Source organism: Bacteroides caecimuris (assembly GCF_001688725.2).
GTDB classification, from domain to species: domain Bacteria; phylum Bacteroidota; class Bacteroidia; order Bacteroidales; family Bacteroidaceae; genus Bacteroides; species Bacteroides caecimuris.
Genome location: NZ_CP015401.2, coordinates 37,285 through 63,445, shown reverse-complemented (window position 1 = coordinate 63,445; position 26,161 = coordinate 37,285). Strand labels below are relative to the sequence as shown.

Annotated in this window: 15 protein-coding genes and 2 pseudogenes; 5 read left to right on the top strand and 12 right to left on the bottom strand. The window is 41.7% G+C overall.

The window, feature by feature from the left end:
• Positions 1-4: 4 nt before the first annotated feature.
• The 12 genes and pseudogenes from A4V03_RS00210 to A4V03_RS21495 all read right to left on the bottom strand — a co-directional run.
• Positions 5-3,154 carry a SusC/RagA family TonB-linked outer membrane protein gene (locus A4V03_RS00210; protein WP_180323239.1) on the bottom strand — a complete coding sequence of 1,050 codons (3,150 nt, stop codon included), beginning with the start codon at positions 3,152-3,154 and terminating at the stop codon, positions 5-7.
• A 120-nt stretch (positions 3,155-3,274) separates the two neighbouring features.
• The gene (locus A4V03_RS00205) at positions 3,275-5,008 is read right to left on the bottom strand and encodes a glycoside hydrolase family 43 protein (RefSeq protein ID WP_065537490.1); all 1,734 of its coding nucleotides are present in this window, start codon (positions 5,006-5,008) and stop codon (positions 3,275-3,277) included.
• 213 nt (positions 5,009-5,221) lie between these two features.
• On the bottom strand, positions 5,222-6,553 hold the full coding sequence (locus tag A4V03_RS00200) for a glycoside hydrolase family 43 protein (RefSeq protein WP_089280764.1): 1,332 nt from the start codon (positions 6,551-6,553) through the stop codon (positions 5,222-5,224).
• Positions 6,554-6,572: 19 nt separating this feature from the next.
• Positions 6,573-8,549 carry a glycoside hydrolase family 97 protein gene (locus A4V03_RS00195; protein ID WP_065537488.1) on the bottom strand — a complete coding sequence of 659 codons (1,977 nt, stop codon included), beginning with the start codon at positions 8,547-8,549 and terminating at the stop codon, positions 6,573-6,575.
• Between the two features lie 21 nt (positions 8,550-8,570).
• A pseudogene (locus tag A4V03_RS00190) lies at positions 8,571-8,756 on the bottom strand (DUF5110 domain-containing protein); the annotation flags it as partial.
• 154 nt (positions 8,757-8,910) lie between these two features.
• Entirely contained in the window at positions 8,911-10,638 is a 1,728-nt protein-coding gene (locus A4V03_RS00185) for a glycoside hydrolase family 43 protein (RefSeq protein WP_065537486.1), read from the bottom strand.
• Positions 10,639-11,541: 903 nt separating this feature from the next.
• Positions 11,542-14,127, bottom strand: coding sequence for a xylan 1,4-beta-xylosidase (xyl3A, locus tag A4V03_RS00180; RefSeq protein WP_065540210.1), 2,586 nt, complete (start codon positions 14,125-14,127; stop codon positions 11,542-11,544).
• A 98-nt stretch (positions 14,128-14,225) separates the two neighbouring features.
• Positions 14,226-15,824 (bottom strand): glycoside hydrolase family 43 protein, encoded by a 1,599-nt coding sequence (locus A4V03_RS00175; RefSeq protein ID WP_065540209.1) that lies wholly within the window; start codon positions 15,822-15,824, stop codon positions 14,226-14,228.
• Positions 15,825-15,889: 65 nt separating this feature from the next.
• Entirely contained in the window at positions 15,890-17,272 is a 1,383-nt protein-coding gene (locus A4V03_RS00170) for a glycoside hydrolase family 43 protein (protein ID WP_065537485.1), read from the bottom strand.
• 571 nt (positions 17,273-17,843) lie between these two features.
• Complete coding sequence (locus A4V03_RS00165; protein ID WP_065537484.1) at positions 17,844-18,404, bottom strand: FKBP-type peptidyl-prolyl cis-trans isomerase; 561 nt, start codon at positions 18,402-18,404, stop codon at positions 17,844-17,846.
• A gap of 11 nt (positions 18,405-18,415) precedes the next feature.
• Positions 18,416-19,957: a glycine--tRNA ligase gene (locus A4V03_RS00160; RefSeq protein WP_065537483.1), complete on the bottom strand. Its 1,542-nt coding sequence runs from the start codon at positions 19,955-19,957 to the stop codon at positions 18,416-18,418.
• Positions 19,958-20,066: 109 nt separating this feature from the next.
• Positions 20,067-20,189 (bottom strand): annotated as a pseudogene (locus A4V03_RS21495) (DNA-binding protein); the annotation flags it as partial.
• Between the two features lie 139 nt (positions 20,190-20,328).
• On the opposite strand from A4V03_RS21495, the gene A4V03_RS00150 reads away from it, so the two are divergent.
• From A4V03_RS00150 to A4V03_RS00130, 5 genes are all read left to right on the top strand, one after another.
• Positions 20,329-21,480: an AraC family transcriptional regulator gene (locus tag A4V03_RS00150; RefSeq protein WP_065537482.1), complete on the top strand. Its 1,152-nt coding sequence runs from the start codon at positions 20,329-20,331 to the stop codon at positions 21,478-21,480.
• Positions 21,481-21,677: 197 nt separating this feature from the next.
• Positions 21,678-21,875, top strand: coding sequence for a hypothetical protein (locus tag A4V03_RS20940; RefSeq protein WP_065537481.1), 198 nt, complete (start codon positions 21,678-21,680; stop codon positions 21,873-21,875).
• Positions 21,876-22,417: 542 nt separating this feature from the next.
• Positions 22,418-23,515: a DUF4434 domain-containing protein gene (locus A4V03_RS00140; protein ID WP_065537480.1), complete on the top strand. Its 1,098-nt coding sequence runs from the start codon at positions 22,418-22,420 to the stop codon at positions 23,513-23,515.
• Between the two features lie 5 nt (positions 23,516-23,520).
• The gene (locus A4V03_RS00135) at positions 23,521-24,927 is read left to right on the top strand and encodes a sugar porter family MFS transporter (protein ID WP_065537479.1); all 1,407 of its coding nucleotides are present in this window, start codon (positions 23,521-23,523) and stop codon (positions 24,925-24,927) included.
• A 32-nt stretch (positions 24,928-24,959) separates the two neighbouring features.
• Positions 24,960-26,126, top strand: a complete 1,167-nt coding sequence (locus tag A4V03_RS00130; RefSeq protein ID WP_055220617.1) for a n-acyl-d-glucosamine 2-epimerase — start codon at positions 24,960-24,962, stop codon at positions 26,124-26,126.
• Positions 26,127-26,161 lie beyond the last annotated feature (35 nt).

Sequence of the window (26,161 nt, the reverse complement as noted above, 5' to 3'; positions counted from 1 at the left end):
TTGATTATAATGTAAATTTAACGCCTAAGTTGAAACGTTTCACCGTAGGATACGCTCCTTGATTGCCCGAACCTGCAAAATTCGATTCACGGTCGTCCGGCATCTTAGACCACACCCACAAGTTGTTTCCATTCAAGTAAATCTTCAAATTCTTCACCCCAAGTTTTCGTACCCAAGCATCTGTAAAGGTATAGGCAATTTCTGCATTTTTCAGACGAATGTAGGAACCGTCATAATAGTATTGTGTACCATTGCTGTAACTACTCACCTTCGACAACCAGCGCGGAGTTACTACATCTGCCGCATCACCAGCCTCAGACCACCAACTACCCTGATCATACACCGTATTCATCTGACTACCAAAACTGGTCAATTGAACAACACGAGTCACATTATTTACACCATAGAACTGAACGAAAGCACTAAAACCCTTCCATTCAAAGCCAAGAGTGGCATTATATGTATTCTGTGGAGTATCAGAATAACCATAAGGAGCCTGGTCTTTGCTGTCGACTATACCGTCACCATTGAAATCAACGATGTAATAGTCACCGGGGAGACGTGATGAATTGTTTGTATCATGCTGCGGGCTACCAATCACGTCATCATAAGAATTCAAATATCCCTTATCGATAAATGCCTTATTCTGACCGATGGCATAACCTGCCACCTTTTGATAACCAGCCAACAATGGAGCATCATCTTTTTCGAGTATCTTATTTTCCGCATGGGTCATACTCATATTAGCCCAAACGCGCATATCGTTGGAGAACGTCTTATTAAAGCGAAGTTCCAACTCATAACCTTTAGTTTTAACCTTACCCAAATTGGCAGTAACTGCCGTGGCACCAAAATAAGAAGGAATAGCCCGATCACTACCGCCAACCAAAATATCAGTACGTTTGTCGCGGAAGATTTCCACGCTACCAGCAAATAAACCATCCAAAAACGAGTAATCAATACCAAAATTCACTTTCTTTACTTTCTCCCAATGCACGTCAGAATTACCTACTGCCGACTCACGAAACCATGTATATGGACTTACGCCGCGATCTACATCCAAAGACGAAGTTCCATCATAAGCCCATTGGTTCATATATAACCAGCGTGTGCTTACGTTATCATCACCAATCTCACCATAAGAAGCGCGAAGTTTTAACATATCCAGAATTCTGCGGTCTTTCAAGAACTTCATAAACGGTTCCTCACTAACCATCCAACCGATAGCGCCCGAATTAAAAAAGGCAAAACGATTTTCCTTGCTGAATTTCTCCGAACCGTTATAAGCGCCATTGTATTCAATAAAATACCGGTCAGCCCAATTATAAGTTGTGCGGAATGCCCAGTCCTCACGATAGTGAGGAATTTCACTACCAGTAGCAGTTTCCTGACGGCTAAACAGCCCCATAAGGGTGACATTATGTTTTCCAAAGTTACGGGCCCAGTTTAGTTGTGCCTGATAATTAAGATTACGCTGTGTTGCCCAATTCTTAACCTCACCACCTTCTGTGTTCCACATTACGCCCTGCATAAAATCAAAACCGGTATTGTTATCATACGATTTTTTATAGCTGACCTCACCCGTATCCGGATTAATCCATTTACGTTGTGCATCGTTAAATAAATCGTTGATACCACGCTTCCATTCAACGAAAGTATTATCCCAAGAAACCATAGCTCTCGCAGTCAAACCTTTGGTGATAAAACTCAAATCCTGTTCCAATGCAAAGTCAGTCGTAATCTGCGTAGTAGTGGTAGTCATCGTACCCCCCAATGAAATATTTTCCGCTGAATTGGTTACATTCGAAATATTCGGATAATATCCCCACGAACCATCTGAATATTTGGGAAGGAACACATCCGGAGCAATATTATACGCCCCCGCCCACTGCTGGGCAATCGACCAGTCAGCCGAACTATCATAATTGGAATTATTATAAGGAGTTTTCTTATACCCATTAGAACCTGCCACATTTACCTTAAAAACAGTACTCTTGGTTATTTGGAAATCCAGATTACTACGCACATTAATACGGTCATACCCATAACCGGAATTATAGTCACGCCCGTTATCAAACACTTCAAACAAGTCACCTTCATGTACATAATCCACAGAAGCGAAATATTTAACAAAGCGGGTACCACCACCAACATTCACATTTGCATTGTAGGACATCGCATAGTCTTTAAACAATACATCTTGCCAGTCCACATTCGGATAACGTTCCGCTTGTTCCAGATTTGCCGGATTACGATACTTATTAATAATTGCCTGCGGCTTTATATACGACCATGAATCCGGATACAGGCTCAACTCATGCTCAATAGCCATATTACGCGCCATTAATGCATCATAAGAATCCAACTTGTTGGGAAGCTTGGAAGGTACCTTCATCGTGGCATTGGCTGATACGTTAATTTGGGCAGCACCTTCGGTTCCACGTTTTGTTGTCACCAAAATAACACCATTCGCACCTTTCACACCATAGACAGCTGTTGCAGAAGCATCCTTCAAAACAGAAATAGATTGTACGGAGGCAATGTCTACACTGCTCATCGGACGTTCTATACCATCTACCAGCACCAACGGGTCACTATTATTCCAAGAACTAGAACCGCGAATTGTGATTTTAGGTTCCTCTTCGCCCGGCATACCGGAACTTTGAGTAGTAATAACCCCCGGCAGGTTGCCGGTTAACGCCGCACCAATATCAGAAATACCGGCTGCCCGTTCCAACACTTTTCCAGTGGTCTGCGTAATAGCACCTACCACACTCGCTTTCTTTTGTTGTCCGTAACCCACCACAACGACTTCTTCCAGTTGCTGGGTGTCATCTTCCAATGTTACTTTAATAAGACCTTTGGAAACCACTTTTACCTCCTGCGGTTTCATTCCTACATACGAAACAACAAGGACGGACTTTTCATTGGGCACAGTCAATACAAAATTGCCATCTATATCTGTGATTGTACCTACTGAATTATTACCTTTTAAAATTACCGAGGCTCCAATGATTGTCTCACCATGACCATCAAGAACCGTTCCCCTCACCGTTATCCCTTTCTGTGCTGATGCTGTTACAAAACTAAACAACATAAGGAGAAACAGGTAAGGAATTTTTTGAATTTTCTTCGTTACATTTTTCATTACCATTAGTTTAAGATGTTAATTAACTACATTGTTTTCTAATCATCATTCTTTTTTAATTGAATTAGCTATCATTATAAATACCACTCATAGTTACTAGTATTTAGATTTATATAAAAAAAATCATTATTTGCAAGTAGCGTATAATCCGATTGTAGCGCCGGTAAATCCACCAGCCGTTGTAGTAGAGAGATAACTGGGATCTACATCTTTACAAAGCAGTTTCCAGCTTTTTTCACCATCAACAGAATAATAGAAATCGTAACCAATTCCTTGAGATACTAATTTCAAATATACCTCATTTGTATCTGCATCTATTTCATCTGAAGCCAATGTCTGCTCCTTTTCACCGATTTGTTTCAGAGAAATAGTTTTATTCTCACCCACTTTATTCAAACAGAAGAAATATTGATGCGTCTCATCTTTAAACAACAACATTCCGGCTGTCTCCTTATCGTCAGAAGGATTGAACAACATACGGGTAGCACATTCAAATTTATGATGTTGTAACCGACGGCAGACAAATGCCGGGGTCTTCTTTTCCGTAGCGCTAATATCCGCACACTTCAAGGTCAGATATCCGGGTGTTTCCGTCAATGAATATAGTTCGGATGCAGAAGTTCTCAAAGTCATCCATCGCATATCAAGTACAGAAGAATCAAAGTTCTCTATTAACTCGAAATTACCATAAGTAACTGTCGTATCGCGTTTCGCACCTTCACGTTTTACAATCATAGGTACCAAATCATCGCCTTGAGTCATATACGGGAATCCGTCTTCGCTCCATTTCACCGGCATCATGAATGTTTCACGTCCCAAATTCTCAAACTGATTATTAATAGGGCGGCAAGCCAGAAAAACAGCCCACCAATCTCCCTCTTTTGTCTGAATCAAGTCAGCATGACCAGCACAAGTTACCGAATTAGGACGGTCAGAATTCAAATGTCTTTGCGTCAGAATCGGATTGTTTTTCCATGGAAGAAATTTACCCATCGGAGAATCACCACGGAAAATCACTTCCGAATGCCAATTTCCCGTTCCACCTTCGGCAGACATCAAGAAATACTTTCCATTTATCTTATACAAATGAGGACCTTCTATCCAGATTGGCTTGTCTGCCGGTTGAGCTCCTTTGTTTACAAGAATCTTACGGGGACCGATCGTCTTATCTGTTTTCACATCAAACTCTTGTATGCGTATGGTACGGTGTCCGCTATATTCAGGCTTATTATCCGGAGCCTCATCATTATTAACAATATATGCCTTGCCATCTTCATCAAAAAAGAAAGAAGGATCAATACCCCCGACTTCCGGCAACATAATAGGCTCCGACCATTCACCAAACGGGTCTTGTGTCTTCACAAAGAAATTTCCGGCCCCTACATTGGTTGTCACCATATAATAGGTCTTGTTATGCGGATTATAAGAAATAGCCGGAGCAAAAATGCCGCCACTCACTTTCTGCCCTTCCATATTCACTAATTGCGAAGCACGGTTCAATACATGCCCTATCTGTTTCCAGTTCACCAAGTCCTTGCTGTGGAAAATAGGAACACCGGGGAAATAAGTGAATGTAGATGTTACGAGAAAGTAGTCACCTTCTCCATTTGTGCAAACACTAGGATCGGAATACCATCCCGGCAAAATAGGATTGTAGAAATAGTCCTCACCTGATAGAGGATTGGATATATAAAAGTCATCATTTCCCTTGTAAGAGAAATAATCAAAGAGAGCCACAGATTTTCCAATAGCCGGTAATTGCTGTTCTTTCTTTGAGTTACATGACATCACTGTCATCCCCAACATAAATGCGGAGAGCCAGACGATTGACATTAATTGCATTGCCTGTGTATTCTTCATAATACTTCTTATTTTTTGATAATCAAATACGATTCACTGATCTTTTCTGCAAAGGTATGCCAGTTCACAAAACTACAAATATAATTATGTTACGGGCTTCTTTTCCTAAATAACATCTTTATTTTCAATGTTACATCTATCTTTTCCCTTGTAGCACGCCCCAATGACCACATTGATTATCAATATATTACAATCTTATTTTTTTATGAAAAGCTATTTAAATTCCCAATAATCCAGATTGAAGAGTTTGTTTCCCTTCTCTCCCTTAAAGCAGAAATAAAGGTCATGTACCCCCTTTGCATTCTTAATCCGGCATGACATCTGCTTATAGATATCCAGTCCTCCTGTCGGTAATATACTGATACTGCCTATTACCGGACCTTCCGTGCTGTCCAGACGAATTTCTATCATTCCGCCTTTTTCAACACAAGCTGCGCTTACACTGAATTTCTTTGCTCCCTTCTTGCCAAAGTCGACACCACGCACACACAGATATTCATTATCATCAATATCGGTTATATACAAACCACCATTCTTATGATTTTCAGCTTTAAGACCATATCCCCAAGCCATTGTTTCGGCTTCCACTCTACGGTAAGGATTAAAGTTTTCAATCTGTTCCAGTTTCGTCTCCTGCCAATAAGGAACTTCCTGAATAGTTCCATCCGGATTATAATGCATTTTTGCAACGGATACCGAACGGCGTTCTTTATGGTCGAAAGTCTCCAGATGTAGTAAATCATAATTTAGGCCGAACACATAAGAACTGCCTTTATAATCAATAATTCCGGGATGATTCCCTCTGGTTCTTTCCGTTGGACGCATAATATATCCTTTCGTACTCCATGGTCCGGTAGCTTTGTCACTCATGGCATAGCCAATCCCTTCCGGACAACAAGTAGAAGCGAAAGCCATATAATAACGACCGTTACGTTTATATACCCACGGTCCTTCCTGATAATGTTCCGGTCTATCAGCCAATTTAACTATTTCCCCCGAATATGAAATCATGTCCTCATTCAACTTTACATAATAAACATTCGGATTGCCCCAATACATATAAGCTTGCCCGTCATCATCAATAAACACGGTAGGGTCAATATCATCCCAATGCTCCTTTTGCCAAACCAACGGTTTGTTCAAAGGGTCTTTAAAAGGACCGTAAGGAGAGTCGGATACCAATACGCCAATACCATTACCGTGAATCGGGCAATACATGTAAAACTTACCATTACGCTCGATGACTTGTTCTGCCCAGGCACCGTTATCACGTTTCACCCAATCAAAACTCTTCAGAGAAGCGACCGCTCCGTGATCGGTCCAATTGACCATATCGGTGGAAGTATAAAGTAACCAGTCCAACATTTTGAATCCTTCGGCATCATCCTCGTCATGGGTTGTATAAAGGAAAACGGTATCGTTATATACCATCGGAGCCGGATCGGCAGTATATTTTGTCTGGATAATAGGATTTTGTGCAGTTCCCGAAGTGGCGGCAGCCATTGCCAACAAAAACGACACGCCTAAAAATTTTAAGTTTCTCATATTCTTTTATTTTAAATGGTTATTTGGTTATCAATACTCCGCCATTACAAGGAATAGCCAACCGTAATTCTTGTTTCTTTCCTATTTCTATTTGTTTTACGCTACCCTGCAATGCCTTATCATCACTAAACAGTCTTACCTTTTCTCCATTGGAGAACATCGGCAAATTAACTTTAAGTTTCAGTGTTTCCTTCTGCGCATTTACTCCGGCAATATACCATTGGTCTCCATGACGACGGGCAAGAATAACGTATTTACCAGGATAACCATCAATGAAACGTACCTCGTCCCAAGTCGTGGGCACCTCTTTCATAAAATCAATAGCCCACGACGGAGCATCGGTCAGGTTATTCGGTGCCAGGGCGAAATGCTGTACCGGACTCTGAAATAGCACCGCCGTAGCCAGTGCGTAGACATCTGATGTCACCCGCCGGCTTCCCCGCGGAGCATTATCCGCATTATAATATTTGTTCAATGCACTACCGCCGAAATCCATGCTACCTACCGTGTTACGGATAAACGGATGCAGGGTGGCATTAAAAGCCTCATTATCACAGCTGCCTTGAGAGAAATGAAGATTTTCACTAGCCAATACAGCCTCGCTCGATGCGAAGTTAGGATACATACGTTCCCAGCCACGAGGCAAAGTACATCCATGGAAAATAACCAGAAGACCGTACTCGTTTGCATCCGACAAGATATCTTCATACAGCTGCATAGTCATTTGCTTGTCGCCTCCGAAAAAGTCAACTTTTATTCCACGGATACCAATGCTTTGCATCCATTTCATCTCCTTACGTCTGGCTATGGCATTATTCATAATCCCCCGCGGAGTTTGCGGAGCATCATTCCAATACCCATTCGAATTATACCACAAATAAAGAGCTACCCCTTTGTCCTTCCCATATTTAGCCAATTCTTCCATTTTATCACGCCCTATTTGCTTATCCCACAAAGCATCCACCAACACGGACTGATAGCCCATTGCTGCCGAGAAATCAATATACCGGAGTTGCTCTTTATAATTAGTACTTCCATCCATACCGATAATCCAGCTCCATGAACCCCGGCCATACGTATACTCTCCTTTTGCCGGATAAAGCGGTTTTACAACATCAAAAGGAACCGTTGTCTCCACTATCGGAGCCAAAGTCTTGCCCACAGTGATAGTACGCCAAGGCGTCTCGCCCGGTAACGCTATCCCCGGAGAAGCCGTACCATTTCCATTCGCTTCACCTTCTTGCGGAAATCCGATTGTATACGTTCCTCCTTTGTGTCCCAACAGACGGCTCGCACAATATCCACCATTTACTCCCGTTTCGGAAACAAGCACCCAACCGTTATCCCCATTACGGAACAGACAGGGAAATGTATATCCTTCTCCCCAGCCATTTTTCCCAGCGGCATCATCTGCCGTATAAGACGTCTCATAACTTGGAGAAGTACGGGCAAATCCTCCCATCGGTTTACTTTGCGGACAAAGGAAAGTGGTGGTTCCGTCAGGAAACACAAATCCTGTGGCTTCTTGCTCAACCACGCAGCTTAGTGTCTCACCTTGCGGATACATCTTATATTTAAAAGCAACATCGTTATTACTTATGCGGAATATAACGTCATAAATTGTTTTCCCTTGTTGTGTAAACGAAAATACAGCTTCATTCGCCACATAACGAACCTTGCTCTTTTTAATAGAAGCCAACTCGTATGTTTCATCTATTTTATTGGTTGAAACATTCTTCTCCAGCGACATCCCCGATGAGAAATCTCCTATATTTGCAACCATCCCCAATGGAGATGGTTGCAAAAAGAGAACATTGTCATAACTAACAGAATAAGAAGGTCTTCCATCCGTATCTGAGACTGTTACTACCAGCTTCCCATCAGGACTTGTTATCTGTTTATTTTCTGCACTTGCAACGCTACTCCCCAATAGCATAGCCATTACTATAAAAAACTTCATCCTATTTCTACTTTTCAGATTCTTTTCTACTGACATAATCACACATTTTATTTACAATCAAAACTTTACAGAAACTGCCTTCCCACTATAATCGACGCTTTTTTGAGTTCCGTCCTGAAGGGTTACAGTAAACTTACGGTTCTTCAACATTCCCTCATACGCACCTTTTCTTGCCCCTATCGTCAATTTACGAGATGCATTATTCCAAGAGATTGGAATTTCCGTATAAGTTCCTTTTTCATATTGCACTTCTATATCCACCGCATTCACAGTGGTCTTAATGCCTGACGATGTTTTCTGATAGTTCTGTGCGAATAAGACATGGGTGCTGAAGCATACACATATACCCCAAAACAGATGATGTATTTTCATAATTATAGAATAATAAGGTTTCTAATTAATTACCAACAGATGTTGCATACAAGCCAATCATTGCTCCCGTAAAGCCACCAGCCACATTGGTAGAAAGAATATCACCGGAAACGGTTCCTCCTACATTGGTAAAACTTTTGCCATCAATCGAATAATCAAAACGATAATCATCTCCATTGGCTGCCACTTGCAGTGTCACAGGTTTCTCTATTTCTATTTTCACCTCAGCCAGGACACTCGCTTGCCCTTTTTCGGTTCTTTGCAGCATCAGGTAATAGTCTTTTCCCTTTTTAGTGATACCGAAAACATAGTGATATCTTTCATTTTGATAACATGTTATACCGGCAAAGTCTTTCTCATTTTTCGGCTTGTACTCCATGGTCGCTGCCGCGGTAAATTGATTATGCTGCTGACGGTAGAACAAGGTAGAAGTAGGTTTCACTTCATTGATATTCGTAGTAAAAGGGATGACGCGCAACCCTTTATCGGTCATATCAACAAAATCTTCACGAGGACCTCTAAGACCGATCCATCTTAAGTCTAATGTCTTATCGGAGAAATCATCCTTAAAGACAAAGTTGCCACTAGGCAAATAACCGTTTTTCCCTGTCTGGTTCTCTACTCCCGAAGGCATCTTCAATGTAGGTTTCATAGGGATAAGCCCATTCTCGAAAACGGGAAATGTTCCGCTCCAGTCCACCGGAAGAATGAAAGTTTCGCGTCCGGTATTCACTCTGTTCTTCTCATTGGGGCGTATTCCTAAAAATACACCATAATATTTTCCGTCGGGTCCCTCCACTAAGTCTGCATGACCAGCCCAGTCTACTTTATCCGCCCGGTCTGCAGGAAAATAACGTTGAGTCAAAATAGGATTATTATTTGCCGGAAGATAAGGTCCTTTCGGATGATCACTCACAAAAATGACTTCGCTATGCCAGCCTCCGGTTCCTCCTTCGGCACACATTAAATAATAACGTCCGTCTTTCTTATAGATATGAGGAGCTTCAATCCATACCGGCTTTTCTTCTATATTGACGCCACCGTTTACGATGATCCGGTCTGTTCCCGGAACCACTTTATCATTTTCTACATCATAATCCCATATTTTTATGACACGGTGTCCCGAATAACGTTCTTCTCCCTGAGCAGGAGCATCATTATGTACCACGTATGCCTTGCCATTATCATCAAAGAAAAGAGAAGGATCAATGCCTTCAAATTGAAGTTTGATCGGATCGCTCCAGCCATTCTCCGGATTCTTTGTCTTTACCACCATATTTCCAAAGCCGCCGGAAAATTGAGTGGTTATCATATAAAACGTATCATTATGGGGATTATATCTTATAGCAGGAGCATATACACCAGCACTAATACCACAATCTTCAACCTTTAATTGTGATGTTCTGTCCAGCACATGACCGATTTGTTTCCAGTTGACCAAATCATTAGAATGGAAAATAGGCACCCCGGGAAACATGGCAAAAGATGAGCACACTAAATAATAATCATTCCCTTTCCGCGTTATACTCGGATCGGGATAGCAACCCTGCAAAATAGGATTATAGAACTCACCCGGCTTTAAAGGATTGTTTTGATAAATAGCATCCTCTCCCTGATAAATAAATTGCGTAAAGACAGGAGCATTTTTCGTTATTTTACCCTTGCCACTCACCTCCATATTAAAAAACAGCATAAAAGATACGACAAGCGCCACGGATTGCCAACCCGACAAAATCAATTTTAATGTTCTCATAATATCACTTTTTATTTTCTATAATTTTCTGTTCCATAGTAGTGTTTGCAAATGTATCGATTCGGTTTTATCATATATGTAGAATCATGCTACAGGCATCTATATATAAGTTACATTTATCACAGACATGTAACATTCTTCTTTTTCGATGTTACACCAGTCTTAAATCCATAAAATGATAAGAGGTATGTCAGATTGAAAAGACAACTAAGGACAATTGCCTGTGGAATGGGAGGATTTCACGATAAGTATTAATGGAAAGGATCTGATCTATTAATAATAAACTTGCTCCCTATTAATTGAAAACTTCTGCAACTCAGTATATAAACTTGTTTTTTCTTAATTACAATCTATAATTGCAAGCTTTGTTTATAAAAACGGAACTTGCAATTATATAAACGCAAGCTTCATTTATAAAAACAAAACTTGCGTTTATAGTTTGCAATAGGCGCAAAACAACTTTACCAGTAACTAAAAACAAGTTTACCGGTAATGAAGAGAAACTTTTCTATTAATGAATCAGACGTGAAGTAGCTCTATATATCTCATAGGATAGAGAGGCAAACAAGGGCATTTGACTATGAGAAATACCTTGATATGCCCCCAAATAGGATGAGAATAAGAATAAAATAAGGAGGAAAAGTATGAGAAATGAATTTCCGGAAAGTATTTCTCATAAGGAACACACCTGATAATCTGCGTATTATCTAAAATGATGAGAATATGAGAAATAAAAGAAGAAAATCTTTTCTAGTAGGAAGCTGTCTAAAAAGTCGGTTCTATTAAATTCTCCTCCTTCAGGAAAGAGTTAGAGTTATTAACGACTTTTTAGACAGCCTCTTATTTATATCAGCAGTAGAAAGTAAATAGTTCCAATGAATCGGATAAAATCAGGAAGTATGATTATTGCACATCCATCACTATCGCTTTCAACTGATTTTCATCGGAAGAGCCTCCATACAGCAATTCATACGTACCAGCCACCGGATGCATGGCATTAGTCGCCTCATCAAACCATTCGAAACTCTCATAGGTAAGAGGAATGGTTACTGATTTAGTTTGCCCCGCAGGAATGTGGACGCGCTTGAAAGCACGCAAGGTATAACGAGGACCGTCTTTATCTGCCGGAGACCGCAGATAAACCTGAACCACTTCATCTCCGTCGCGCTGCCCTACATTACTTACCGGAACAGTCAGCGTAACCGTTTCTCCATTTCCAATCGTATTCTTACTTAGATTAGCCTCACCATAAGTAAACGTAGTATAACTCAGCCCATGACCGAATGGGAAAAGTGGTTGCTGTTGCATATACCGATAGGTACGCCCCTTCATGGAATAGTCTTCAAAGTCCGGCAATTGATTCACATCCTTATAGAAAGTGACCGGCAAGCGTCCGCCGGGATTATACTCTCCCCAAAGAGCATCAACGATAGCCGTACCACCCGCCTGTCCCGGATACCATGCCTGCAGAATCGCTTCACAAGTAGTTGTCTCCGGCACCAACCCGATAGCCGAACCGGAATAATTGATAAAGACCACCTTCTTTCCTGCCTTCTTCAATGCTTTCAACAGATTACGCTGAACAGCGGGAAGTTCAATATCCGTACGGTCACCACCTTTAAATCCGGGAACAGCAACCGGCATTTCCTCTCCTTCCAGACTTGGAGAAATTCCACCTGCAAAAAGAACCACATCGGCATCTTTTACTTTCTCTACAGCCTTATCCAGATTGATTTCCATCTCTTTGCCCATATCAAAATCGAGGGTTGCCCCTTCATTCCGTTGAGTGAACAGAATTTCGACCTTATATTCTTTTCCTGCTTTTGCCTGCAAGGTATAAAGATTCGTCGGATTTTTTACATATACTTTTTCCGCCACTTGTTCGCCGTCGATAATAAGTGTCACCGCACCGTCCAATTGAAAACGGAAAACAACATCACCCGACTGCGAAGGACGAAAGACTGATTCATAACGAGCCGAGAAACTAGTGATTTCCACACCGGGCGCAAATGTAGTAGCCCCTGTTGTCGCAAAATGGAACGGAGTGGAAATCTGATCGGTAGCAACAACTTCCCCTTCACGCTCACGATTATTCCAATATTCTGCCAGGAAACCGGGTTTACCGTTTATGCTACATTCATCAAACAGGCTTTGGAGTGTCTTTCCGTCCACACGGTCACAACCCGGTTCGTATATGATTTGCCCTTCCGGTAGTTTGGCACGGACAGCTTCCAATAAGGTAACCGTATGTGCCGGAATACCGTTATAATTTCCCCACTGCATCACGGAGTCATTGGCATTAGGTCCCATAACGGCTACTTTCAGATGGGTATTCAGAGGCAGGATGTTGTTTTTATTCTGCAAGAGCACCAATGACTCACGAGCCATACGCAAAGCCAATGCCTGATGTTCCTTACTATTCAGCACAGAGGCCGGAATTTCCGACCAAGCCGGTTGTTCGTCCATTTCTCCCAGTTCAAAACGTGCTGTCAACAAACGTTTCAATGAAATATCTATTTCTTTTTCGTCAATCAACCCGGCTTTTACAGCATCCGCCAGTGAAGCATATTCACTTCCACATTCAAGGTCTGTGCCTGTCCGCACAGCAGCTGCCGAAGCGTGTTCCTTGTCCGGATGAGTCCCATGCGTTCCCGGTCTATGGAAATCGGAAATCGCTCCACAGTCAGAGACTACAATGCCTTTGTATCCCCATTCATCCCGCAATATTTGCATCAACAGGCGATTGCTGCCACAACAAGGTTCTCCCTCAAAACGATTGTAGGCACACATCACTTCCTTTACATGCGCTTTCTGTACCAAATCTTTAAAAGCAGGCAGATAGGTTTCCCATAAATCCCGGGGAGCTATATTCTCCGCATCAAAACTATGCCGGTTCCACTCCGGTCCTGAATGAACGGCAAAGTGCTTGGCACATGCGTGCAGCTTATCATATCCGGCATCTTCCGGTCCTTGCAAGCCACGGACTACAGCCATTCCCATTTGTCCTGTCAGATAAGGGTCTTCACCGTAGGTTTCCTGACCACGTCCCCAACGAGGGTCACGGAATATATTGACATTCGGTGTCCAGAATGTTAATCCCTGATAGCGTTTCAACACGCCACTTTCACCGAAAATACGCGATTTTACGCGAGCCTCATCGGAAGTGGCATTGAACACTTCATATAATAATGAATCATTAAAAGAAGCTCCCATACCGATAGACTGGGGAAAAACAGTAGCCAATCCGGCACGTCCCACACCGTGCAACGCTTCATTCCACCACTCATATTCTTTAATCCCCAGCCGGGGGATAGCAGGTGACGCATTTTGCATGATTGATACTTTTTCTTCCAAAGTCAACCGGGGCAACAAATCCTCCGCCCGTTGTTCCGCCGTTAAAGAAGTGTCCTGATAAGGCAGCAACTGCTTACATGCCGAAAACGATAACACCAAACAAACACCCATAATCGGTATCCAACCTCTTTTCATCATATTATATACTTATTAGTTATGATTAATTTGGAAACAAAAATAGCCTATTTCCCAATAAAACAATGTTCCATTGGTGACAAATACATATTTGTGTGTTACATTGACGCATCACAGAACGAATAATCAAAAGAGTCTACATCCACATAACCGCCCACGGAACGTGTAGCATAATTAAATATGGCAAACTTACTGCCCATGAACATGCGGGTGTAGTCAAATTTCATCTTAATAGGCAGACCGACAGGTATCCATGCTTTCCCATCAAGACTATAAGAGAAACGTGCCTCATCCCGTCCATTGGTAAAGTCACCTTCCACACGCAAGTAGACAAGCTCTTTTTTAAGAGGTATACGGGCTTGTTCGGTCATATCCACACGGCTAATGGCATGCTTCGTTTTATCAAACACACTTTTCTGTTCACTCATCACAAGAGACAGTTTATTTCCGTTCTTTTCAACCGTAAGCACACCGCTGTCACCATTAAAAGCCGATAATCCCGCACGGTCACCATCTTTCATCCCCGCCAGAGAGAGACTGACAGTGCCCATGCATTTCGGTCCTACCATACGTTGGGTCAACGTATTGGGAGCAACAAACAGGTTATCTACCACACGGGAGGTTTTCAAACGCAGAAATCCGGGACGATCGGTAAGACTCCATGCCTGATCGACGGGGTTATGATTCCACTGCCAATAGAGGGAAAGCCCGGAAGCGGAAAAATCATCCGAACCGCAGATACCCTCCATTGACATATACGATAAAGTGGTATCATTCGGGATGCGCCCATTCTTGTCTCCCAGCATAGGCCAACCATCTTCCGTCCATGTACAAGGCATGAGGCACGGCACACGCCCTACGCCACCACGATCCTGAAAAATCAGTCCGTACCATTCACCGTTTTTCCCGTCTACGATGCATCCCTGACCAACACCGCCATGCCCGTCAAACTCTGTTTCAAGAATGACACGTTTTTCGTAAGGTCCGGTAATCTTATCGGCACGATAGCATACTTCACGACGCAGACGGCCGGGAATACTCCAATCCATAGAAATCATCAGCAAGTAATATTTCCCATTATGCTTGATGACGGAACTACCTTCCAACAGACCTTGTTCGTCAGCATCCCGTTCAAAGATCTGCTGGTTGATGCCACCGGGAAGTACATCGGTCAAATCGGGTTTCAACTCCGTAAGCTGTCCTGTACCGTGAAAGAGATACACCCGCCCGTCATCATCAAAAAGAAGCGAACCGTCATGGAAATGCGGGGGGCGCGAAAGAAGTTTCCAGGGACCGGCCGGATCTGTCGCAGTATAGACAAATCCGCGTCCGGGCGCGCCATTGGCTGTAAACCATACATAGAATTTACCGTCATGATAGCGGATGGATGATGCCCATTGTCCTTGCCCGTAAGCAGTACCTTCGAGCAGATCATAACGGGGACCATCGTCAATGCGGGGAAATACGTAGCTGATAGTTTCCCAATGTTTCATGTCCGGCGAACGCATGATAGGCGCTCCCGGCATCAGGTGCATAGTGGTGGAAACCATATAAAAGTAATCGCCTGCGCGACATACTGACATATCGGGCACGTCAGCATAAAGAATAGGATTACGGTATTGTGCTCCGGCTGATAGCGGGAAGAACCATGTAAAAAGAGTACACAGCAGAATAGTGTTGATTTTTGTTTTCAGCATAATCATCGTTTTTTGTTAACTGGCTATATTATCTATTATTTGAAAGCGAATTATTTGAAAACGAATTATTTAAATTGCCACCAATCGAAATCAAACAATTCATCGTCACCACCCCGGAAAAGCAAATACAAGTCGTGTATGCCGGTCACTTTCTTCTGAATATCCGCTTGCCACTCTTGCTGCTTCTTATCAGTTGGTGCGACAGGCAATATAGCTATCGGTTTTCCACCCAAATTGTCTACATAAAATTCAATGGTTCCACCTGCTCTTACTTTAGGAAGAGAAGCGACAACATGATTCGCTTCTCCGTTCTTGAAGTCTACGGCACGAAGTCTCAGCCAATCGCCGTTATGAATGGAAGTCAGATAATGATTATTGCCAGGCAGGCGGTCCGTCTTCAAGCCATAACCGAAAGCCATTGTTTCAGCCTCTACCCGTTGATAAGGGTTCAGGTTGGCAGTCGGGGTACGTACTCCTTCTTTAGTGAAAGGAATAAAAGGAATCTCACCGTTCTCACCAAACGTGAACTCCTCAATGGCAGTAGACCGACGAAAGCCTCCACCGTTCGGCAAAAGGCCGTTGTGATAGAACATGAAATTCCGCCCTTTAAATTCGATGCTTCCACCATGAATGGTAAAGCTGTTTTCCGCTTCATTCATTATACGCCCCTGATATTTCCATGGACCGTTGATATTCTTTGCAGTAGAATAAGCCATATGTTCCGGAACTCCACCGGCAGCATAGACAAGATAATAGATTCCGTTGCGTTTGAACACCCACGGTCCTTCCTCATAATTGGTTTTCGGGATTCGTTTATTCAACTGATAATCATGTTTCACCACAAGCGGTCCGAAAGCGTCCGTATCTTCTGTATTAACTCTTATCACTTCACTGCCTAAAGAAATCATATCTTCATTCAATCTGGCATACCACAGCCCGTTGTTTCCCCAGAAGAGATACGCCTGCCCATCATCGTCGATAAAAACGGAAGGATCAATATACCCCCAATCGCCCGGAACAAGCGGACGTTTCAGAGGATCAGTATAGGGACCTGTGGGAGAGTCTGCTACGCCTACGCCAATTCCATGCAAATGCTTCGTAGTGTCTTCGGCGCAAATATACCAATACCACTTGCCATTGCGTTCTACTGCTTGTGCAGCCCAAGCATTGTCTCCTTGTTTAGCCCATTGGAAAGTAGCTGTCGACATAGGAGTCCCCCGATAAGTCCAGTTCACCATATCAGTGGTACTGTACAGTTGCCAGTCTTTCATCTTGAAGTATTGGGCATCATCCTCATCATGATCTGTAAAGAGGAATACGGTGTCCCGATAAACAAAGGGTGCCGGGTCAGGAGTGTACGAGGTTTGCACCACTGGATTCTGTGCTTGCAACGCAGGACAGATCGTGAGCAAAACAAGACCAGTCGTCAATTTGAGTTTTGTTTTCATGATATTTGTTTTCTATAAATGTTCCTTGTTATCTTCCACATCACAAAAATAGAAAATGCAAACAGATATATTACCCCAAGTATGCTACATGATTTCTTTGTGATGCTACATATCGGATAAAGGATGTTACATCTATATTTACCCATGTTACATTACCCCATCTCACACCTATTACATACCCGGAACAACGGGCATCAACAACTATACTCATCAAAAGAACTTATCAGAACTCAACCAGTTTCCTCATTCTTACCAATTCTGCCGCTTCACGAATAGCCAGCGATATTCTTTTTCACATTTTCAGGATTAGTCGTACTAAACAAAGTAATAGCCTTGCCATGAATGACACATTTGCAGATTAGGGAGAGTAGTATAAAAAAAATCAAAAATGTAATCTTCTGTAATTCAAGCAAGGAGGAACAAAACAAAAGAAATAATTCCTTATATACTTTTAGAAAAACGATATTGTATAATCTCTAAGAAGGTAAGTCTGTTATTATTATGAAAAAATATAGGTGTTGTATCATTTAGACCCAACACCTATATTCGTATTTATTATATTGTTATAAGATTATCTCTCTACAATCTTCTCCAACCTAACATTATATACTAATGCAGAATAAGCTTCTAGATTATCATCATTAGTGCTTGAACCATACCCACTTTGATAAGGAATATACAAAGTCCAAAAATCACCAGCTACCATATGAATCAACGTATAAGACCAACCGGAAATAACACCATTCAATGTGAAATTTGCCGGAGAATCAAACTCTGTAGGCTCTGTTCCTGTATAAGTCTGTTGAACTACATCTCCATTGAAATAAGACATACGATAATGTGCACTTACCGTAGAAGTATATTGAGGCAACTCTTTGCCTGTCCCATTTTTCACCTTCTTAACATATATCCATTGACCTGTTACCTCATCTTTATAACGATGAAGTTTCTCCGGATTATTATTAGCCAAAGCTTGATTTTCAGGACTATCATACACACTAGCGATCGAGTCTATAAAAGCTTCATTACGTGCACGCCAGTTATCATATTTGCTCGTCTCTTCCGTTTCACTACAAGCAGTGAACACCAAAGCCAGCAATACTAAGGAGAATAAATAGATCTTTTTACTCATTCGTCAAAGGTTTATTGTAAAGTTTTTAATAGAGAAGTGATACTTACTCTGTCTGCAATGATATTATTCAATTCAGAGATAGCTACACGCTCTTGTTGCATGGTATCGCGGTTACGCAATGTCACGCAGTTATCTTCTAATGTTTGATGATCAACTGTCACACAGTACGGAGTACCGATAGCATCCTGACGGCGATAACGCTTACCGATACTATCCTTTTCATCATATTGGCAATGGAAGTGGAACTTCAGGCTGTCAATAATCTCACGGGCCTTTTCAGGCAGACCGTCTTTCTTCACCAACGGCATAACAGCCAGTTTCACCGGAGCCAAAGCAGCAGGCAATTTCAACACTACGCGGCTTTCACCATTTTCCAGTTGTTCTTCGCAATAAGCTGCGCTCATGATGCTGAGAAACATACGGTCCACACCGATAGAAGTTTCGATTACGTACGGAGTATAAGATTCGTTCAGTTCCGGATCGAAGTATTTGATGCTCTTTCCTGAGAACTTCTCATGTTGAGACAAGTCGAAGTTAGTACGAGAGTGAATACCTTCCACTTCCTTGAATCCGAACGGCATCAGGAATTCAATATCAGTAGCCGCATTTGCGTAGTGAGCCAGTTTATCATGGTCATGATAACGATAGCTTGCATCTCCGAAACCAAGAGCCTTGTGCCATTTCAGACGGATTTCTTTCCATTTCTTGAACCAGTCGAGTTCGGTTCCCGGTTTTACAAAGAACTGCATTTCCATCTGTTCGAACTCACGCATACGGAAGATAAACTGACGGGCAACGATCTCGTTACGGAAAGCCTTACCAATCTGTGCAATACCGAAAGGAACTTTCATACGACCTGTCTTCTGTACATTGAGGTAGTTTACAAAAATACCCTGTGCAGTTTCCGGACGAAGATAAACCTTCATTGCTCCTTCGGAAGTAGAACCCATTTCAGTAGAGAACATCAGATTAAACTGACGAACTTCTGTCCAGTTCTTTGTACCAGAAATCGGACATACGATTTCTTCATCAATAATGATCTGGCGTAACTCTTCCAGATTACCGTCGTTCAGAGCTGTAGCAAAGCGAGTGTGAAGAGCGTCACGTTTTGCCTGATGCTCCAATACACGTCCGTTGGTAGAACGGAATTGAGCCTCATCAAAAGATTCGCCGAATCTCTTGGCAGCTTTCGCTACTTCTTTATTGATTTTATCGTCATACTTTGCCAACTGTTCTTCGATCAACACGTCAGCACGATAACGTTTCTTAGAGTCTTTATTGTCAATCAAAGGGTCATTGAATGCGTCAACGTGTCCGGAAGCTTTCCAGATAGTAGGATGCATAAAGATGGCAGAGTCGATACCGACAATGTTCTCGTGCAACAGCACCATGCTGTCCCACCAATATTTCTTAATGTTATTTTTCAATTCAACGCCCATCTGACCGTAGTCATACACAGCGCCTAGTCCGTCGTAGATATCGCTCGAAGGAAATACGAAACCATACTCTTTGCAATGCGATACAAGCTTCTTAAAAACGTCTTCTTGTGCCATTTTCTTTTCTATATCTATTAATTTGAATTTGCTTTTTTCGTAAAAAGTGCCACAAAGATAGGGATTTATCTCATAAATAAGCCAGGGAGGGTATTAATTTATCTTATTCCTAGACTTCTTCGTTGATTTCCGGTGCCACCATACGGTCATATTCCTCCCGTTCCTGTTCCCGGTCCGCTTTCTTCATTTCTTTGGTCAGCATCTCTTCGGGCATATATAGATTAAAAGGAATAGCATCAAACCATTTCCGTCAATACACACCCGAGTGTCAGATAAGTTGGCTGCAACAAAAATAAGTCTTCATTGCAAGAGAACAAAAGAATTCTTTTATATTTGTGCATCCCTACATATCTAAAGAAAAACATAAAACAATGATTAAGATTCTTCTATTGATAGACTATTCAAGCGATTTTGACAGGAAACTGCTACAGGGCCTTGTCCAATACTCCAAAGAAAACGGTCCCTGGCTCTTTTACCGACTACCTTCTTATTATAGCACAATGCATGGCGAACAAGGTATTCTGAAATGGGCGAAAGAATGGAAAGCCGACGCCATTATCGGACAATGGAATAACGATACAATCGATTTGCAGAAGGAGCTGAATATTCCGGTAGTGCTACAAAACTATCATCACCGGAGCGTCACTTACTCTAATCTGACAGGTGATTATAAAGGTACGGGAAGAATGGCAGCCCAGTTTTTTGCCAAACGGATGTTTCGCAATTTTGCTTATTTCGGTGTTAAAGGAGTTGTCTGGTCTGACGAACGCTGCGAAGGTTATCGCCAGGAGATAAAACGTATCGGAGGTGAATTTTTCAGTTTCGAATCGGATAAGCAGGAAGACGAAATAAGAATGGAAGTAAGTCAATGGTTGCAGCAACTCCCTAAGCCAGTCGCTCTATTTTGTTGTGATGATGCGCACGCCTTGTTCATTTCTGAAACTTGCCAGATGAACAATATTCAGATCCCGGAAGAAATTGCTCTATTGGGTGTAGATAACGACGAACTGATGTGTAATATTTCCGATCCACCCATTTCATCCATAGAGCTCGAAGTAGAAAGAGGAGGATATTCTATAGGCAGGCTCATTCATCAACAAATCAAAAAGGAACATGAAGGGACCTTCAATATCGTCATCAACCCTATCCGCATAGAATTGCGGCAATCCACAGAAAAACATAATATAAAGGACCCTTACATTCTCGAAGTTGTAAAATACATAGAAAGTCATTACAATTCCGACCTGACCATAGAGTCTTTGTTGGCACAGATTCCGCTCTCACGCAGAAATTTTGAAGTGAAATTCAAAAATGCGATGCATACTTCCATCTATCAGTATATCTTAAACTGCCGGGTCAACCATCTGGCCGATTTACTTCTTACTACAGATCGTTCATTGGCAGACATTGCAACGGAAGCCGGATTCAAAGACTATAATAATATCTCCCGGATTTTCAAAAAGTTCAAAGGATGTTCCCCTTTGGAATATCGGGAGAAAAAATCAAGAACAGATAAAAAATAAATTATTCGTTTTTCGAATATAGCTTTTCGTTTTTAGTACCGGAGGCATTACTAAAGTGGCATATCTTTGTTCGGTAAATGTTAACTCTTAAAGTCAATCAACACTTATGGAGCAAAAGAAAATCGTGCTATTCATCCTGATCGTTCATCTGGTAGCATTTCTAGCAGGATGCAGCGGAAACAAAAATAGCGGAAATTATGACTCCTCTAACCTATGGAATAAGTTATCGAGCCACTTCCGCCCGCCCGCAGAATACGAAAATGTATATGGAAATTTTCGCTCTCCTTCATTATATTATAATGGAGATACAGTCAGAACCGTTGAAGACTGGCAAAGACGACGAACTGAAATCAAGGACAGATACTCTGACGGAACAGACCGGTGGACAGCGCTAAACCATACAATAGCGGTCAACCGGCTCTTAGGATACCGCAATAAAGTCGCAATGAGCAATAGAGTCAATCATGACCCAACCCCTGAATCAAACGAAATTGTATATGATTTTTTTGAATGGTACTTATATTCAGCAAATAAATCTCCCAAAGAGTAGAAAGATGCGTTTTTTGAATACACTTTTTCGTTTTTTTGCGCAAAAAATCGACTCTGGATGCCTAACTTTGTTCTATCAATTCATCCAAGTAACCTAAATTACTTGATTAAAATGATTAGCCTATGAAAAATATACACTAGAAAACATCAAATGCCCCATCTGCGAATGGGGCAATATTAATGCCATATTAATAAAATTAATCATAAATTATCACCTAATTAATAAATAACGTAATAATAAATTCCTAATTAATAAATTAAAAGCGCCAACTCAAAGGGATTAATAAATCTAGCAAATAATTCCGAGCTAGTAATAAATATTAAACTACTAGAAAATTCAATAGGTTAAATATATACTAAAAAGAGTAGAAACTAAAAAAAGTAAACTATGGAAGCGAATAATCGCAGAGATTTTTTAAAGAAAGCCGCATTAGCGGGAGCCTCCGCCCTAATGGCTCCCACACTACTGGCCGCTGAAGGCGAAGATGAAAGTGAATTCGTTCTCTCTCCGAGCAAAAGGACGGACAGCCAATTAATTGTACCGAAAAATAATGGTCTGAAAATCACAGGCACTTTTCTAGATGAAATATCCCACGATATTCCACACCAGAACTGGGGAGAAAAAGAATGGGATCTCGACTTTCAGCACATGAAAAGAATTGGTATCGATACCGTTATTATGATCCGTTCCGGATATCGCAAGTTCATCACTTATCCGTCCAAATATCTATTAGGAAAAGGATGCTATATGCCTTCCGTGGATTTAGTAGATATGTACTTACGACTGGCTGAAAAATATAACATGAAGTTTTATTTTGGACTGTATGACACCGGTCATTATTGGGATACACGTGATATGTCGTGGGAAGTGGAATATAATAAATATGTGATTGACGAAGTATGGAATACTTACGGTGAAAAGTATAAGAGTTTCGGAGGCTGGTATATCAGCACGGAAATCAGCCGTAATACCAAAGGAGCTATCGGTGCATTTCATACCATGGGTAAACAATGCAAAGATGTATCGAATGGCCTCCCTACTTTTATATCCCCTTGGATTGATGGTAAAAAGGCAGTCATGGGAACCGGAAAAATGACAAGGGAGGATGCTGTATCCGTAGAACAACATGAGAGAGAATGGAATGAAATTTTTGATGGCATACACGATGTAGTAGACGCTTGTGCTTTTCAAGACGGACACATCGACTACGATGAACTGGATGCTTTTTTCACTGTAAACAAGAAACTGGCAGACAAATACGGAATGCAATGTTGGACAAACGCGGAAACATTCGACCGCGATATGCCCATCCGGTTCCTGCCGATCAAATTCGACAAACTCCGCATGAAACTGGAAGCGGCAAAACGTGCCGGATATGATAAAGCAATCACTTTTGAGTTTTCTCACTTTTTAAGTCCGCAATCAGCTTATCTGCAAGCAGGACATTTATATGACAGATACAGAGAATACTTTGAAATCAAATAAACTATATGAAAGCAACAATTAATCTGGGTTATATCATATTCCTTTCAGTCGTTGCTGCTTTAGGAGGCTTTCTGTTCGGCTATGACACTGCTGTCATATCCGGAACAATAGCTCAGGTGACACATCTGTTTCAGTTGGACACCTTGCAACAAGGATGGTATGTAGGATGCGCATTGATCGGATCGATTGTCGGTGTTCTCTTTTCCGGAATATTGAGCGACAGCATCGGACGTAAAAGAACAATGATACTTTCTGCCATTCTGTTTTCTACATCAGCAATCGGCTGTGCTTTTTGCATTGACTTTAACCAGTTAGTTGTTTATAGAATCATAGGTGGCATCGGGATTGGTGTCGTTTCTATTGTATCTCCTCTTTACATTTCCGAAGTTTCCGTCGCACAATTCAGAGGCAGAATGGTCTCCCTGTATCAACTGGCCGTAACTGTCGGTTTTCTAGGAGCTTACCTTGTCAACTACCAGTTATTGGCATATTCAGAGAGTGGAAACCACTTACCTATCGCCTGGTTAGAAAAAATAGTAGTTACAGAAGTGTGGAGAGGTATGTTAGGCATGGAGACATTACCAGCCATAATATTCTTCATTATTATCTTTTTCATACCCGAAAGCCCCAGATGGCTGATAGTAAAAGGACAAGAAAGGAGGGCCACTTATATTCTGGAAAAGATTTACAATTCATTTAAAGAAGCTGATTTCCAGCTAAACGAGACAAAATCCGTCCTTGTTTCCGAAACCCGTTCAGAATGGTCTATCCTTCTGAAACCAGGTATTCTGAAAGCAGTCATTATCGGTGTATGTATTGCTATTCTGGGACAGTTTATGGGGGTTAATGCAGTTCTCTACTACGGCCCTTCTATTTTTGAGAATGCCGGTCTTTCAGGAGGGGATTCTCTGTTCTATCAGGTTCTTGTAGGACTTGTGAATACACTGACCACTATCCTGGCACTTCTCATCATTGACAAAGTAGGACGCAAGAAACTGATATATTATGGGGTATCCGGAATGGTCGTTTCATTGATACTCATTGGCAGTTATTTCCTCCTCGGAAATGCCTGGAATATTTCCAGCCTGTTTCTGTTAGCCTTCTTTCTGTGTTATGTTTTTTGTTGCGCCATTTCCATTTGCGCTGTGATATTCGTACTTCTCTCTGAGATGTACCCTACCAAAATACGCGGATTAGCAATGTCCATTGCCGGATTCGCTCTTTGGATCGGTACCTATCTGATCGGACAGCTAACCCCCTGGATGCTCCAGAATCTTACTCCAGCCGGAACATTCTTCCTGTTCGCCATCATGTGTGTACCGTATATGCTCATTGTCTGGAAACTCGTACCGGAAACTACCGGAAAGTCTCTGGAAGAGATTGAAAGATACTGGACCCGTTCGGAACAGTAAAATAGACCTTATTAAATAAAAAACTAACAATTATGGATTTTAAAAAATTAGCAAACCAATACAAAGACGAACTACTGAATAATGTTCTTCCATTCTGGTTAGACCATTCTCAGGATCACGAATTCGGTGGTTATTTCACTTGTCTGGATCGTGAAGGCAACGTATTCGATACAGATAAATTTATTTGGCTACAAGGACGCGAAGTTTGGTTATTCTCAATGCTTTACAATAAAGTTGAGAAAAAACAGGAATGGCTGGATTGCGCTATTCAAGGCGGTGAATTTCTAAAGAAATACGGACATGATGGAAACTATCATTGGTATTTTTCTTTGGATCGGGCAGGTAATCCTCTGGTAGAACCATACAACATCTTTTCCTATACATTTGCTACAATGGCTTTCGGGCAACTCAGCCTGGCTACAGGCAATCAGGAATATGCTGACATTGCAAAGAAAACGTTCGATATTATTCTCTCAAAGGCAGATAATCCGAAAGGTAAATGGAACAAAATCCATCCGGGCACACGTAATCTGAAAAATTTCGCCCTCCCGATGATCCTTTGTAATCTGGCACTTGAAATAGAACACTTGTTGGACAAAGAGTATCTGGAAAAAACAATAGAGACTTGTATTCACGAAGTGATGGAAGTATTCTATCGCCCAGAGCTCGGAGGAATTATTGTTGAAAATATAGGAGTGGACGGCAATCTCGTAGACTGTTTTGAAGGACGGCAAGTGACTCCCGGACACGACATCGAAGCGATGTGGTTTATCATGGATTTAGGAAAACGCCTGAATCGCCCTGATCTAATCGAGAAGGCAAAAAATGTAACCTTGACGATGATTAACTACGGATGGGACAAAGAATATGGTGGCATCTACTATTTCATGGACCGCAAAGGTTGCCCTCCCCAACAACTGGAATGGGACCAAAAACTTTGGTGGGTACACATTGAAACACTTATTTCCCTACTAAAAGGTTACCAATTGACAGGTGACAAACAATGTATGGAGTGGTTCGAGAAAATACATGAGTATGTATGGACGCACTTCAAAGATGCTCAATATCCTGAATGGTTCGGTTACTTAAACCGCCAGGGAGAAGTACTTCTGCCACTTAAAGGAGGCAAATGGAAAGGCTGTTTCCATGTCCCCAGGGGCTTATATCAATGCTGGAAAGTACTAGAAGAATTACAATAAATCTAATACCCAAAAACTTTTTTATTAACCAATTA

Coding starts and splice junctions, on each gene's coding strand:
- A4V03_RS00160 (WP_065537483.1), bottom strand. CDS start 19,957: ATGGCACAAGAAGACGTTTTTAAGAAGCTTGTATCGCATTGCAAAGAG.
- A4V03_RS00205 (WP_065537490.1), bottom strand. CDS start 5,008: ATGAAGAATACACAGGCAATGCAATTAATGTCAATCGTCTGGCTCTCC.
- A4V03_RS00175 (WP_065540209.1), bottom strand. CDS start 15,824: ATGCTGAAAACAAAAATCAACACTATTCTGCTGTGTACTCTTTTTACA.
- A4V03_RS00195 (WP_065537488.1), bottom strand. CDS start 8,549: ATGTCAGTAGAAAAGAATCTGAAAAGTAGAAATAGGATGAAGTTTTTT.
- A4V03_RS00185 (WP_065537486.1), bottom strand. CDS start 10,638: ATGAGAACATTAAAATTGATTTTGTCGGGTTGGCAATCCGTGGCGCTT.
- A4V03_RS00130 (WP_055220617.1), top strand. CDS start 24,960: ATGGATTTTAAAAAATTAGCAAACCAATACAAAGACGAACTACTGAAT.
- A4V03_RS20940 (WP_065537481.1), top strand. CDS start 21,678: ATGACTCCTCTAACCTATGGAATAAGTTATCGAGCCACTTCCGCCCGC.
- A4V03_RS00140 (WP_065537480.1), top strand. CDS start 22,418: ATGGAAGCGAATAATCGCAGAGATTTTTTAAAGAAAGCCGCATTAGCG.
- xyl3A (WP_065540210.1), bottom strand. CDS start 14,127: ATGAAAAGAGGTTGGATACCGATTATGGGTGTTTGTTTGGTGTTATCG.
- A4V03_RS00200 (WP_089280764.1), bottom strand. CDS start 6,553: ATGAGAAACTTAAAATTTTTAGGCGTGTCGTTTTTGTTGGCAATGGCT.
- A4V03_RS00135 (WP_065537479.1), top strand. CDS start 23,521: ATGAAAGCAACAATTAATCTGGGTTATATCATATTCCTTTCAGTCGTT.
- A4V03_RS00165 (WP_065537484.1), bottom strand. CDS start 18,404: ATGAGTAAAAAGATCTATTTATTCTCCTTAGTATTGCTGGCTTTGGTG.
- A4V03_RS00210 (WP_180323239.1), bottom strand. CDS start 3,154: ATGGTAATGAAAAATGTAACGAAGAAAATTCAAAAAATTCCTTACCTG.
- A4V03_RS00170 (WP_065537485.1), bottom strand. CDS start 17,272: ATGAAAACAAAACTCAAATTGACGACTGGTCTTGTTTTGCTCACGATC.
- A4V03_RS00150 (WP_065537482.1), top strand. CDS start 20,329: ATGATTAAGATTCTTCTATTGATAGACTATTCAAGCGATTTTGACAGG.